The 13,251-nt window shown below is 33.0% G+C and carries 20 protein-coding genes; 6 read left to right on the forward strand and 14 right to left on the reverse strand.

Features of this window, described 5'->3' with window-relative positions:
• Nucleotides 1–15: 15 nt before the first annotated feature.
• The 7 genes from AW732_RS06215 to AW732_RS06245 all read right to left on the reverse strand — a co-directional run bounded on the left by AW732_RS06215 (nt 16) and on the right by AW732_RS06245 (nt 4,329).
• Nucleotides 16–402 (reverse strand): hypothetical protein, encoded by a 387-nt coding sequence (locus AW732_RS06215; protein ID WP_156416077.1) that lies wholly within the window; start codon nt 400–402, stop codon nt 16–18.
• Nucleotides 403–885: 483 nt separating this feature from the next.
• Nucleotides 886–1,428, reverse strand: a complete 543-nt coding sequence (locus AW732_RS06220) for a hypothetical protein (RefSeq protein WP_067960105.1) — start codon at nt 1,426–1,428, stop codon at nt 886–888.
• Nucleotides 1,429–1,810: 382 nt separating this feature from the next.
• Nucleotides 1,811–2,128: a hypothetical protein gene (locus AW732_RS06225; protein ID WP_067960108.1), complete on the reverse strand. Its 318-nt coding sequence runs from the start codon at nt 2,126–2,128 to the stop codon at nt 1,811–1,813.
• A 10-nt stretch (nt 2,129–2,138) separates the two neighbouring features.
• A complete protein-coding gene (locus AW732_RS06230) occupies nt 2,139–3,011 on the reverse strand; it encodes a hypothetical protein (RefSeq protein WP_156416078.1) in 873 nt (290 codons plus the stop codon).
• 194 nt (nt 3,012–3,205) lie between these two features.
• Nucleotides 3,206–3,538, reverse strand: coding sequence for a transposase (locus AW732_RS06235; RefSeq protein ID WP_067960115.1), 333 nt, complete (start codon nt 3,536–3,538; stop codon nt 3,206–3,208).
• 102 nt (nt 3,539–3,640) lie between these two features.
• Complete coding sequence (locus AW732_RS06240) at nt 3,641–3,925, reverse strand: hypothetical protein (RefSeq protein ID WP_067960118.1); 285 nt, start codon at nt 3,923–3,925, stop codon at nt 3,641–3,643.
• Nucleotides 3,913–4,329, reverse strand: coding sequence for a hypothetical protein (locus tag AW732_RS06245; RefSeq protein ID WP_067960121.1), 417 nt, complete (start codon nt 4,327–4,329; stop codon nt 3,913–3,915). Before AW732_RS06245 ends, AW732_RS06240 begins: the two co-directional genes overlap by 13 nt.
• Nucleotides 4,330–4,348: 19 nt before the next feature.
• Here AW732_RS06245 and AW732_RS06250 point away from each other — a divergent pair, with 19 nt between their 5' ends.
• The 3 genes from AW732_RS06250 (at nt 4,349) to AW732_RS06260 (ending at nt 5,252) form a co-directional block, all read left to right on the forward strand.
• Nucleotides 4,349–4,543, forward strand: a complete 195-nt coding sequence (locus AW732_RS06250; protein WP_067960123.1) for a hypothetical protein — start codon at nt 4,349–4,351, stop codon at nt 4,541–4,543.
• Between the two features lie 31 nt (nt 4,544–4,574).
• The gene (locus tag AW732_RS06255) at nt 4,575–4,967 is read left to right on the forward strand and encodes a hypothetical protein (RefSeq protein WP_156416079.1); all 393 of its coding nucleotides are present in this window, start codon (nt 4,575–4,577) and stop codon (nt 4,965–4,967) included.
• 81 nt (nt 4,968–5,048) lie between these two features.
• Nucleotides 5,049–5,252: a hypothetical protein gene (locus tag AW732_RS06260; RefSeq protein WP_067960129.1), complete on the forward strand. Its 204-nt coding sequence runs from the start codon at nt 5,049–5,051 to the stop codon at nt 5,250–5,252.
• Nucleotides 5,253–5,254: 2 nt separating this feature from the next.
• On the opposite strand, the gene AW732_RS06265 is transcribed toward AW732_RS06260, so the two are convergent.
• The 4 genes from AW732_RS06265 to purQ are packed head-to-tail and all read right to left on the reverse strand — an operon-like array spanning nt 5,255 to nt 9,868.
• Nucleotides 5,255–5,533 carry a DUF427 domain-containing protein gene (locus AW732_RS06265; protein ID WP_067960130.1) on the reverse strand — a complete coding sequence of 93 codons (279 nt, stop codon included), beginning with the start codon at nt 5,531–5,533 and terminating at the stop codon, nt 5,255–5,257.
• A gap of 57 nt (nt 5,534–5,590) precedes the next feature.
• On the reverse strand, nt 5,591–7,033 hold the full coding sequence (locus AW732_RS06270) for an amidophosphoribosyltransferase (RefSeq protein WP_067960133.1): 1,443 nt from the start codon (nt 7,031–7,033) through the stop codon (nt 5,591–5,593).
• Nucleotides 7,026–9,191 (reverse strand): phosphoribosylformylglycinamidine synthase subunit PurL, encoded by a 2,166-nt coding sequence (purL, locus tag AW732_RS06275; protein ID WP_067960136.1) that lies wholly within the window; start codon nt 9,189–9,191, stop codon nt 7,026–7,028. The genes AW732_RS06270 and purL overlap by 8 nt, the downstream gene beginning before the upstream one ends.
• The gene (gene purQ, locus AW732_RS06280) at nt 9,188–9,868 is read right to left on the reverse strand and encodes a phosphoribosylformylglycinamidine synthase subunit PurQ (RefSeq protein ID WP_067960142.1); all 681 of its coding nucleotides are present in this window, start codon (nt 9,866–9,868) and stop codon (nt 9,188–9,190) included. Before purQ ends, purL begins: the two co-directional genes overlap by 4 nt.
• Nucleotides 9,869–9,947: 79 nt before the next feature.
• Between purQ and AW732_RS06285 the strand changes: the two genes are divergently transcribed.
• Nucleotides 9,948–10,364 carry a CBS domain-containing protein gene (locus AW732_RS06285; RefSeq protein WP_067960145.1) on the forward strand — a complete coding sequence of 139 codons (417 nt, stop codon included), beginning with the start codon at nt 9,948–9,950 and terminating at the stop codon, nt 10,362–10,364.
• Here AW732_RS06285 and purS read toward each other — a convergent pair.
• The 3 genes from purS to AW732_RS06300 form a co-directional block, all read right to left on the reverse strand.
• Nucleotides 10,361–10,621, reverse strand: coding sequence for a phosphoribosylformylglycinamidine synthase subunit PurS (gene purS, locus AW732_RS06290; RefSeq protein WP_067960148.1), 261 nt, complete (start codon nt 10,619–10,621; stop codon nt 10,361–10,363). The two genes, AW732_RS06285 and purS, sit on opposite strands and share 4 nt — an antisense overlap.
• 180 nt (nt 10,622–10,801) lie before the next feature.
• Nucleotides 10,802–11,104 carry a hypothetical protein gene (locus AW732_RS06295; protein ID WP_067960151.1) on the reverse strand — a complete coding sequence of 101 codons (303 nt, stop codon included), beginning with the start codon at nt 11,102–11,104 and terminating at the stop codon, nt 10,802–10,804.
• Nucleotides 11,105–11,135: 31 nt separating this feature from the next.
• Nucleotides 11,136–11,372 (reverse strand): hypothetical protein, encoded by a 237-nt coding sequence (locus tag AW732_RS06300; protein ID WP_067960154.1) that lies wholly within the window; start codon nt 11,370–11,372, stop codon nt 11,136–11,138.
• Between the two features lie 541 nt (nt 11,373–11,913).
• Between AW732_RS06300 and AW732_RS06305 the strand changes: the two genes are divergently transcribed.
• Nucleotides 11,914–12,384 carry a hypothetical protein gene (locus tag AW732_RS06305; protein ID WP_067960156.1) on the forward strand — a complete coding sequence of 157 codons (471 nt, stop codon included), beginning with the start codon at nt 11,914–11,916 and terminating at the stop codon, nt 12,382–12,384.
• A 53-nt stretch (nt 12,385–12,437) separates the two neighbouring features.
• The gene (gene tatC, locus AW732_RS06310) at nt 12,438–13,229 is read left to right on the forward strand and encodes a twin-arginine translocase subunit TatC (RefSeq protein ID WP_067960159.1); all 792 of its coding nucleotides are present in this window, start codon (nt 12,438–12,440) and stop codon (nt 13,227–13,229) included.
• Nucleotides 13,230–13,251: the final 22 nt, after the last annotated feature.

The raw sequence follows: 13,251 nt of genomic DNA on the forward strand, positions 1-13,251 counted from the left end.
ATATGAGTGGGCAATCTAAATAAATAGATGGATGAGAAACATAGCGAGCGTGAAGGTGAGGGAGAGAAAGCTGACTAGTGCAGGTGCACCACTAAATCCAATCACCTCCTGTACAATAGCCTCTCCAGATACAGCTGCACTAGCAAACTGGAGTACTTGTGGAGGTAGGACATCAGCAGCGATATTTGGGTTATTGATCCAGCGAGCAATCCGGTCACTTTCTTCACCACAGAACATTTCATCGTCGGGCGTGCGTGCCTCGAGAGTGATTTGAAGGTTCTCGGATGAAGTGAAGGACACGTCTAGCTCACAACGATTGGTCGTTTCATCTGAAATAAAACCAGACTCTACGAGTAGTGCGATGAAATCATCAATGGTTCGGAGTCTGGGGTTGAGTTTCACATACTCTCCGAGACCTCTGAAGTCAATAGCTACGAAAATTATTCCACCTGGACACAAAAAAAATTATAGCGATAATCAATCAATCAGAACCAATTGTTTTCTACTGCTGTACACTGAAGCAAAAAGGACAAACATAGTTACCATGGCAATGCTACAGTAAAGGTATGGGAGATGGTAGCAATGCAAGCAAATATAAAAGTTTATGTACTCACCACAAAGAGCACAGCATCCTTCCTCCGGTCTCACAAGGTGACGACAGTTGGAAATGTTATAAACACATCGTCTAGCTCGACTCACTCTCTGACAGACACCCTCAGGGGTCTCTTGTGGGTCTTCATCATCTACATCACACTCTCCGTAGTAGTCCACACGAGCATTGCCAGATTGACTGCGGAGGACACAGATGTTCTCATATGTAACACCATCAGTTCCACACACCTGTAGGAGTGAGTTTAGATCATACTGATTTTAATTTGGATTCACCTAGGTACCTAATTTAATTTTGCAAACCAGACTGTTTATCACAATCACCACTTGTCCAACACAAGCACCTTGTAAGGATGCTCTGTTTACTGAATATGTAATTTCTGTTGGAATATCAGAACCAATGATTTTCATGATTTTTGCATCTATATTTTTAGATTCTCTTTCAATATCAACTTCCACTTCAAGTATTCCTGTTGAATCATCAACACCTAATTTATGAAGAGCAAGTCCAATTTCTTGTAATCTATCCATAGCAAATTCCATTTTTTGCATATCTGCATCAGATATTTCTGCAATCGGTAGTTTGGGGATAACTTCATCCAGTTGAGCAAAGAGAGAATCTATTTTTCTTTCATTTGCCATAATCAAAGGAATAGTTGAATCTTTTCCAACCATTTCTAATTGTTGATTATCTACCTTTAGTTTGAGGATTTGAGTACCTATTTCATCTTGTAGTTCTGCTGCTGTTTTGTCTTCGGCAAATGTAGAGCTTATTCCACTAATAGAAATAATCAATGCAGTAATTAACCCAGCAAACAAGATTGTCTGTGTCTTTTTTGCCGTACTAGTAAAAATGAATGATTTTTGTTAAAAGGTAAAGTGTTGTACAATTGACAATTAATTCAAAAAAACATTCCTCATGGAATCATTCCTTGATCAATGCTCTTTTTGACAAACAATTACGGTTAATCGTAATTTAGTAACTTTCTAGTTATTGGGGATTTGTATATCAGGATAAACCCCAAAACCAAAAACGGAATTCCAATCCAACCATGGTGTCACAAATTTTTGATAGTTTTTTATTCAAATAGTTTTTACGGGTATTTTTAAAAAATGATTTTCTTAAGAATAACACTATATCGATTACAGAAAAATAATATTAATAAAAATACGGAAAAATGTTAGAATCAGTAAATTTACATTATTGTTTTTTGTTAGTTTTACGTTTCTCCACATATCTATTAATTAAAATTGCTACAGGTATCCAAAATAACAAATTGAAAATTACAAGAAAAATAGGATAAATTACATTATCAGAATCAATATTTTGGAAATCATAATTTTTATTGAAATCTATAATCATAAAATCAAAAAAAATATACATCACAGATACTATGGGATTAAGGTAAAACATCATTCCTGGAATTGGGTATGTGTTCCCTGTTAGCATAGGAAAAAAACTAATTAAAATTCCATAAAGAGGAAGTCCAATTAATAGTGAAAAGATTGGTTTAATCATAAAAAAATACCTAAGGTACTGAGACCGTAGATAGTGATGGGTTTGTATCCGATGTATTCATCATATGATTCCATGTATTGCTAACATAGATGGTAGCGCCTGGAGAATAGGTTTTTGTTGCTGTTAAATGACAGCCAACAATGCTTCCAGCTAGACAATCGAAGTCATTTGATGAACTATAAGTATCATCAAATATTATTTGATTATTGTTTTTAATATCAAAGGATTCAATATCCATAATTCTTTGATACCAGCTTATTCTTAAAGCATCATAGAAAGCATCAAGATATGGATGGTCTTCATCAAAGAAATACAAAGTATATGTTCGTACACATGTTGAAGAATTATCACTATACACTACCCCAAATAAATCGTTGTCGCCATTAAAAGAATATCCCCCATAGGAGCCTCCATTAATGTCAATTTGGACTTGTTTGTAATTTGGATGTGTTGTACTAGGACACGCAGCTTCGGCCATCTGGATACCAAATGCTTCTAGAAAATCAATGTTTAATGGTTTAACTGATTTATTTTCCTTCGCAATTTTTAATTTTTCATCTTTTACAGTTTCACGAAAAATATAGTCAATTGCGCCTTGAATTTCATCCTCAGTTAATTCAGTCGTATTTGTTTCAATACGAATTTCTTCTATTGATTCTCTAAGTAATTTGTCATATTTGGCCTTTATTTGTGTGGATTTTTCATCATATGATTTTTTATCTTTCTTTGTATCTTTCAACCAAGTTTTTACATCATTTTTGAGATCTTGTTTTGTTTCTTTATCATAGCTCTTTGCATCTGCCATTTGCATTCCTGAAAATGGCAGAATCATTGCAACAATGAGTCCAGCAAACAATATCGTTTTGATGTTTTTTGTCGTCATTAAAATTTACATAAATTATGAGATTAATAAAAAATAGTTCAATCCAAATTGAACAAATCTTTATATTCACATATTCACATGTCTCGCATGAACTGCAAAGAAAGAACTCAATAGAATCGATATCGGTAATCCATTTTGTTCCACTGCAACATGTATTTTTGTGCCTGTTATCTTCTTGAATCCATCATATCCTATTACGTTGCCCCTTTTTTGGCAGAAATTGATGATGAATCGATGGATACTTTCTGCAGTTGCAGTTTGCCGGACTGATGAGCTGATTTTATTATTCCAGATAGAATATTTTTCCAAATTTCTTTTTGCTGCCAGTTTTGCAGTCTGAGATGCACAGTGGATTTGCTACCATATCTTTTTGGCATTTCACTCCACCTGCATCCAGATATCAAAACATAGATGATTCCATTTATTGTTGTGCGGTCATCACATCTTGGTCTCCCAGTTCTATCTGGTTTTGGAAGGTGCTTGTGTATTCCTTCCCATTGTGAGTCTGTTATTTCTTGATATTTCATGGAATGGTATCAATTGAGATAATTCTTAGATCAAGATGATCGTAATTATTTTACAAAATGATCGGTTTTAGGATGACTTGGTTAATTCAAAGTCATTCTAAATTAGGATTTTAAATGATTGAATATCATGCTAGCTAACACAATTCCAAAAAGTAGTATGCTTGCAACATATGCAAATTTGTATTTTTTGTAAATTAGATATCCTAAAAAGATTCCAAATACTCCAATTACAAAATGTATTGTAATTGCTACTTCACCACTAAATTTTACACCATAAAACCAAGTTTCAGCATTAATTATAATTGGAATGATCCAAAGACCATAAAACAACCAATGTAAAACAGATATTGTTTTTCGAATAAAAGAAAAAAGAACTAGGTAGTCCATGTAGTCATAGACATTCCTGAATTTTCATTTGTTGTATCCATAGCATGATTCCATACATTACTGATATAGACTGGGGAGCCACTAGAATATGATCTTACCTTGTTTCCATGTTGACCATAGAATTCTGCAAAGGTCTTGTCATTATCCCAGATACCATTGAAGTTTATGCCTGCACTTGTGACATAAAATGATTCAATATCGGTAGTTCTACCATATTGTACAGATCTCCAATTATCCCAAAAATCATCCCACCATTCATCTGGGTGGTCTTCATCATCGAATGTTAGAGTATAGGTTACTTTAGTGGACGTATATGAAGTTGACAAGGAAGAAAAGTCGTTACCTCCATCAATATCATAATCATTGCTTGAACTATCAGTTCCAGAACCACCCGTTCTATCCACTGTTACTTGTTTCCAAGATGTGATAGGATATGGATTTCCAGATGCATATGCTGCCTGGTGTTATGTAACAATAGCAGAAGATTATGGTACTACAACTGGTTTATCATGCAATAACAAATCAGGTCAAGGCGGATTAGTTACTACTGATGCTCTATATGGAACATCAAATAGCAACACATCTGAATTCCAAGGTGTTACAGGAATAATCCTCTAACCTTTTTTACTTTTTATGGGGACTACAAAAAATGACTAATATGAAAAAAGCTGTGTTAATTTCAACACCATTAATCGCTGTCACAATAGTTTTAGGATCCGTTTGGATCTATGCAATAAATGAAACTAATGAATACGAGAGTAATTTAGATGACTTGATTTTAGTAAAAAATTGTGTACCAAGCTTATTTGATGATTCACCAAAACCAGACATTCCAATACAAAATGATACCCACAAATTCAATCATGTTATTTGTGAATGGCAAAAGATAGAAAAATATCCAAACACCAACATTGATTGTATTCCTGGACAAAACAAATGGGTAACGGGAGAAGAGATTAGAAACACTACCCACATCTACAACAAACACAAATGTTTATGGGAAGAAGAATTTAGTTGGACTGCAGAATATGGCAAACCCTAAAAACTTTGGCAACCTCCAAATTATCATAATGGACTAGTACTGTACTCTGATAATTTTTATTGCAACCCTACGGATGGCGGAATGCCTGATCATTGCTATTCTCTTGAAAAGATAGTGTTTGGTGATAGCAACAAAAAGAGAGAAACAAGATGGAGATTATATCCCGGCGGATCGGGATGGACACTTCCAGAAGATTCTACACTTACATCTATCTACAAAGAAGCTGAATTTGGAATTCCACCACGTGATTTGCAAGCAATGCTTGATGATAATCTCTTAAACTGAAATTATTCTACAGATACACCATTCCAAAATGCCACCATTCCTTTAATTTTGGAGGCAGCATCATTTGGGGTTTCATAGTACCATGCACAGTCTTTGTTTGTCTTACCATTGATGGTAACTGAATAATAATTTGCCATTCCTTTCCAACCACAAAAAGTAGTCAAGTCAGTTTTTGTGAAATATTCTTTTTTTATAGAATCAAACGGAAAGTAATGATTTCCTTCAACCACTACAGTGTCATCACTGTCTGCAATTACTATTCCATTCCATGTTGCTTGCATGGAAGCATTACAAAATATACCATATTTAATCAAATCTAAAATTATAAGATTATTTGATTAAATTTTTGCTTTGACTTGATCTCGTTTTGTAAAGTCTGGTTTTATTCCAAGAGAATCATAGTTTCCAGATGAACATGTAAAGCACATAGAGTCCTTTGGCATGCCAACTGCATCAGCTAAATTCTCAGCATCATTATACCCCAAAAAGTCAACACCAATACTTTTTCTGACCATTTCAGTTATTTCTTCAGTAGTCATTTCTTTACCATCAGTGTAAGTTGCAAGTTCCTCTTGAGATGGGAAATCAATTCCAGCATAACAAGGATAGTTAATTTGTGGGTATGTAATTAACATACTAATTTTTTTAGCTCCTGCTCTTCTGAGTGCTTTGATTATGGCTTTAGAACTTGTTCCCCTAACCAAACTATCATCAATTACTACAACATGTCTATCTCGAATAATTTCACTAATTGGAATAATCCATCTGTTAATTTCTACTCTGTCACTTTGGTGAGGTTCAATGAAACTTCTCAAAGGACCTTTCTTGCTGTATCTGTCTTTGAGTAGGCCTTCATCAAAGGATACGCCTAGTTCTTGTGCGTAACCCAAGGCTGCAGGTCTTGCAGAATCAGGGACAGGAATTACCAAATCAGCATCTTTAATTGGGAATTTTTTTGCCATAAACTTTCCAATATTTTTTCTAGAGATGTAGATGTTACGTCCTTCCATCATACTAGATGGATGTGCAAAATAAGTAAATTCAAATGAACAATGTGCACGGGATTTATCATCAGAGAACTTTTCAGTCTCTAAACCATTTTTACTTAATTTAATTAATTCACCAGGAGTTACATCTCGTTGTAACGTTGCAGCAACTGCAGTTACAGCTGCAGATTCAGAAGTTACAATGTATGTATCATCAGACTCTTTATGTCCCAAAACCATTGGACGAAAACCTTTAGGATCTCTTGCAGCATAAACAGAATTATCATCAGAAATAAAAGTAAAACAATACGAACCAACCATTTCATTTTTTAAAATTGATAGTGCTTTTCCCATTTCACCGTTTTCAGAAATTAATGAAACCAATCTTTCTGCAGCGACCAAAGTATCACTTGCATTTTGAGGAGTAAAAGAACATCCTCCAACTAAATTGGATAGTTCTTGTGCATTTGCAATTGTTCCGTTATGTGCAACACAAAGATCTTTTACTTTCAATGGTTGTGCATTTGCCAAAGTACTTGTACCCATTGTAGAGTATCTTACATGTCCAATTACACAAGGTGATGCATACTCTTGTGCAATTTTTTTAAATTCTGATGAGGAGTGCGAAACTAATCCAACTTTTTTGAATGGTGGTTTGTTAGGTACTGCAAACCCCCAAGCTTCTTGTCCTCTATGTTGTAAAGCACGTAATGCATCAAATACCATAGGTACAACATTCTTACCAGAAAGACTGTAAATTCCAACCACACCACAATTTTCTTTTACTTTAGGCACGTAAAACCATCTCCCTTAACGAATTAAACCAAGTCTCTTGTGCTTTATCAACGCTTAGATCAATTATTGGTTTAGAATCATTACTAAATTGAATGGAATCACCAGTAAACTCACCAATTACTGAATACGATACATTGTGTTTTTTCAATATTTCCTCTAGATTTTGAATATTTTCTTTTTCAAATGTGATTAAATATCTTGAATGACTTTCTGAAAATAGAATTTTATCAGAATCTAATTTTTCACCAGGTATTTTTTCCAATGAAATGTTACATCCAATTTGATTTGTCATACAAAGTTCAGATATTGCAATTGCCAATCCACCTTTAGAACAATCATGTGCAGATTTGATTAATTTATTTTCAATTATTTCCAATACAGAACTCATATTTTTCTTTGATTCTGTAAAGTCAACTGAAGGGCATTTTCCTCCAATAAATTTATGAACGTATTCAGAATATTCTGAACCGCCCAATTCATCTTTAGTTTCACCAATCATGATTAATGAATTTCCAGAAGTAATTTTTTGAATCCTCAAAGGTTTTTTGTCAATTAAACCAATAACACCAATTACGGGAGTTGGTTTGATTGGACCATCAGATGTTTCATTATACAAACTTACTTTTCCACCAACACAAGGAATTTCAAAGTCCTTTGCAAAATCTGTCAACCCCTTAAGTGATTCCAAAAATGTCCAAAAGATTTCAGGATCATTTGGATTTCCAAATTGAAGGTGATCTAGCATTCCAATTGGTTTTGCCCCAGTACAAACAACATTTCTACATGCTTCTTCAAAACAACCAATTGCACCTTCTCGAGGATTAATGTAACATTGTTTTGGATTACCGTCAATCTTAATTGAAAGAGATTTTCCATTATCTAGCCTCAAAACAGATGCATCATGACCAGGTTTTGTAACAGTTCTAATTCCCACTTCATGATCATATTGACTATAAACCCAAATCTTACTTGCAATATTTGGAGACCCAAGTAATTTCATCAAGGTTTCAGAATAATCAGATAGTTGTGGGAAAGATTTTGCTGTTTCAAGATTTTCAAGATAGACAGGTTTTCTTGAAGGCAAATCAAGTAAAGTTGCATTTGCAACAATATCTGTAGAAATATTTGCAATTGAAGTTTCACCTTTTTTTACATGCATTTTATTGTCAAATGTTACGTGTCCAATTACAGAACATTCGATTCTAAATTTCTCACAAATTTTTCGTAATTTAATTAATTTTTCATTATCAGTAACAATTAACATTCTTTCTTGAGATTCAGAAATCATTATTTCATCTGAATGCATGTCAGATTCACGGATATGTACTTTTTCTACATCCATTTCAATTCCAATATCCAAAGCATCAGCAGTTTCAGATACTGCACAAGATAATCCACCACCACCAAGATCTTTCATTGCATGAATAAGTTGTTCATTACGTGCTTCCAAAATTGCTTCAATGATTAATTTTTCAATAAAAGGATCAGGAATTTGAACAGCTGAGCGGTCTTCAGTTTCTAATGAATCAGATGCAAATTGAGAACCACCAATACCATCTCTTCCAGTAGCACCGCCTAAGAGAACAACCAAATCACCTTTTTTTGCATGGTTTTTAATCAAATTTTCTTTTTTACCAAATCCAATTGCAGCAACATCAACCATCGCATAATTTTTGTAGCACTCATCAAATTCAACTTCACCCCCAACAGTTGGAATACCTAAACAATTTCCGTAATCAGCTATTCCAGTTACCGCATTTTTAAAAAGCCATTTTGCATGTTTATCATTTTCAATATTTCCAAAACGCAATCCATCAAGAAGTGCAATAGGACGAGTACCAGCAGATAAAATATCTCGAATTACTCCTCCAACACCAGTTGCGGCACCACCATAAGGCTCAACAGCAGAAGGATGATTATGGCTTTCAATGTGAGCTGTTACCACATAGCCATCACCCACATCTAAAACTCCAGAGTCATATCCTTTTTCATTAATCACTAATGGACCATCCATTGGTAACATTTTGAGATGTTTTTTAGAAGATTTGTAAGAACAGTGTTCAGACCATTCTGCTGCAACAATTTGTAATTCAGTTGAAGTAGGATTGCGACCAATCTTGGTTTTTAGTTCTTCTAATTCATGTGATTCTAAACTCAATTTTCAATTCCTGCCTTTTTCAATAATGATTCAAAAATTAATGATGAGGGTTCGTTATCTTGAGGATTTATTTCAGATTCTACAGCTCTTTCAGGATGAGGCATCATGCCAACAACATTTCCATCTTCATTACAGACACCTGCAATTTGATTTAAGGAACCATTTACAACTTTATCATATTTGAAAACAATTTGGTTTTTTTCTTCAAGCGTTTTCAATGTGTCATCATCAACATAATAACGTCCTTCGCCATTTGCAATAGGAATTGGTATCTTTTGATTAAGTTCAAATTGATTTGTAAAAGGTGTTTTATTATTTTCAACGATCAAATTTGTCCATTCACACATAAAATTCAGAGAATCATTTTTCAGTAAGACGCCGGGCAACAATCCAGATTCTACAAGAATTTGAAATCCATTACAAACACCCAATATTGGAAGTCCTTTTTCAGCAATTTTTTTTACATCTTGAATGATTGGGCTATTTGCAGCAATTACACCTGCTCGTAGTCTATCACCATAAGAAAATCCGCCTGGCAATACAACAGCGTCAAGATTTTCAGGAAGGGGTTTGTCATGCCAGCAATATTGAGCATTGAGATTAAAAACGTCAGATAACACATGATACATGTCTCGATCGCAATTACTTCCTGGAAAAACTACAACTCCAACATTCACAATAGTTTTTAGTTTCAGAGTTATTTAATTTGAGCCCAGCCTGATACAATTTTTAAGTGAATAATTTGGGGGGATCGCTATGGCAAAAGTTAGAGATATTATGCAAAAAAATGTAATTACAATCGGAAATACGAAAAAAGCACAAGATGCAGCAGTTATTCTTAAAGAAAAAGAGATCAGTTTTCTAGTAGTCGTGAATGAAGGAAAACCAGTAGGAATAGTTTCTGAAAGAGACATCGTGAGAAAAATTGTTGCAGATAACAACGAGTCACAGACAACCCCATTAGAAACAATAATGTCAAAAAAATTCAAATGGGTTGAACCTAATGCATCAATTGAATCTGCTGTTCAAAAAATGTTAAACAATAACATTAGACGCTTAGTTGTTTTAGACAATGATGATCTAGCAGGAGTAATTACTCAAACAGATTTAACAGAATTTTTACGAAGTAAAATTTTGATAAATGCCACTATAGAAAATATTGAATCAGATTAAACATCAAATACATCAATTTTTACTACACTAACCATAGGATTGTAAATTCGTAATTCATCGCAAATTTCCTTAATTTTTGATTGGGCAGTTTCTTTATCAGTTTCATCAATTGAGAATTTTAACATTTTTGCAGTTTTAATTTGAGATATATTTTTGTGAGTACCTTTCATAACCAAATCATTTAAGATTGTTTTTCCTTCAGGATCACTGATTCCAGGCTTATTTTCAATTGTTACATGTACTTGATAGTTTGTCATATATTCAACTAACAAAATACTGATTAATCTATCTTCCGAATAATTTTAAAAATTACAACAATCCACTTTGTTCTAAAAATGATTTTAGTTTTTCTTTTGTGTTTACATCATCGAATTTATCGTTCTGACTAATAGAAACAATTCATGTCCATCTAAAATTAAATTGTGAGGACCCAAATCTCAAGCGTTATCAATTTTCATATCATCAATCAAAGTAAGAATTTGATCATTTGTTGAATATACTCCATCATTTTCTAAAAATGTTCTTAAATCAATACCTTGAATCCAAGTTCTGATATCATTCCTTGAACCGTAATCAATGACAATTTCATCAAAAGTTGATTTAATATCAATTTGAGTATCAGGACCAAATTCATCACCATATTTTTGAGTACCATGCCATGGACGATCAATTGTTTTTGATGAGGTATTTTTTAACAACCACATTTTTCTTTCAAGTTTTTTATTTGTAGAATCACCCAAACCAGATTCATTTTTGTTTAAGAGTTGAGGTTCAAATTTTTTTTAAATTCAGTTTTTCAATTTTAAATCGACGAGAGTTCTTTGTTGCAGAATTTTCTAATGAGTTTGGATGTTCAAAGAAACAAAATGAATACATAGAAACTATGGTTTCAAGAACATCTTGAAAAGGATCATCAAAGTGATGTACCACATTCAAAGCCAAAATAATATCAAAATGCTGAACTTCTTTCAAATTTTTTAGATGTTTCAAATTCATTTGTTTTTCCAAAAGGAGAATATTTCGATTATTGTTTTTTTATGAGTCCAATAAACAACGTTTAGAATGACTCTCCACAATAACAAAAACTCCAGAAAAATCTTCAGACAATCTAAATGTGAAATAACCTTCAGTTGCACCTAAATCTAACAGATATTGGGCGATTAAATTTTTGTAAAAAATTTAAAATTTCTTTACAACGTTATTCAGATTCCCGATATCCAGAAGAAATTGTTTTTCCTTAAATTCTAACATCGTTGTAAGTATCAATTTTTATGGATTTATTTTGAAAATTTGGTTTTTTGTAATTTTATTGATTCATCAGAATTTTTAAGAATTGATGTTAATTGTTCTAGATTTATTTTATTATTTTGTATTTCATTAAAATAAAAATCCAAATCATCCAACGTAGTTTCTCTATCTAAAAATTTCAAATATTATTTGCGAATGGATTTTCGTATCTATAACAAATAATTTCATCAGGCTAGTAATTTAGATTTCTAGAGTCAAGTAGGGTTAGATAGTTATACCAGAATATTTGAACATATTACATATGGCAAGAAAAGACAGAATGAGATATTGGAAAATTACCTCAGAAGAAATGAATGATTTCAATTATGATGAAACTAAATTACTAAATTGGGAAATCAAATGCATTAGAGAACCCGAAGATGAAGCACATTTTATTGGTGTTTTTATGTACAGAAACGGCACAGCTTATGACTATGAATCAGTTAAGGGAATTTGTTATTTCCACAACAACATAGATAGAAAAGAACTTCCAGAAATTACCAAATTTTTACAAGGAAAATTTAACGGAAAAGAAATGGAAAAAGGAGATAGAATATTTTTGAAAGATTCAGACCAAATTTTCTCCAGTAAGGATATTGGAACCCTGGCAAGAGATATGGAAACAAAATTCAATACAAAAGCAATTATTTCTTTAGAATTTGAAGATATTTCGCCAGAAGCATTAAAGGAATCAGGCATGCCCGAAGCAAAACTTTTACCAATTCCAAAATAGTCGATTTTTAAAAAATATACATTTTCATACATCATTGCACAAAACGAGATTAGATGTCAAATTTAGAAAGCATTAATGCACATCTAGAGGAATTAAGAAAAAGATTACTTAGAGTAGTTTTAGTAATTGGAATTATTACAGTTGTGGTTTTGACATTTCACGCAGAACCAATTAACATTGGAGAAGTTACATTATACTACCCATCACCAGATCCTCAAAACAACATTGCAGCTCAAATTACAAATCACATGAGAGAAAATCTAGTTCCTTCAGATGTACAGTTAATTCAAACTGCACCAGGACAAGCTTTCTTTGCTCAGATGTATGTTTCAGCATTAGTGGGAATGGTAATAGGAATGCCCGTAATAATAAAAGAATTTGTAGGATTTATCAAACCAGCATTAAAAGAAAATGAAATTAATGTTAGTAGAAATATTTCATTGCCTGCGTTAGGATTGTTTGTTGCAGGATGTGTATTTTCATATAATTTTGTAATTCCATACATCTTAGAATTTCTGTATCGATATGGAGATTCAGCAGGACTAGTTACTTTCCTAAACGTGATGGAATTTGTAACTTTTGTATTACAATTTTTATTGGCATTTGGATTTTCTTTTCAACTTCCACTAATCATGTATGCAATATCCATGTCAGAGATGGTTGGAAAAGATTTTTGGAGAAAAAATGCAAGATATGCAATTGTCATTATCATAATTTTTGGTGCAATCATTACTCCCGATGGAACCGGAGTAACGATGATGTTTGTTGCAGGCCCAATGATTGGATTGTATTTTGCAGGCATGTTATTCATTGAGCGCAAACAAAGAGAAAAGTTGAACACTTAAATCTGAAATCTGAGAAGTAGAG

This window comes from Nitrosopumilus sp. Nsub (genome assembly GCF_001541925.1).
Taxonomy (GTDB): domain Archaea; phylum Thermoproteota; class Nitrososphaeria; order Nitrososphaerales; family Nitrosopumilaceae; genus Nitrosopumilus.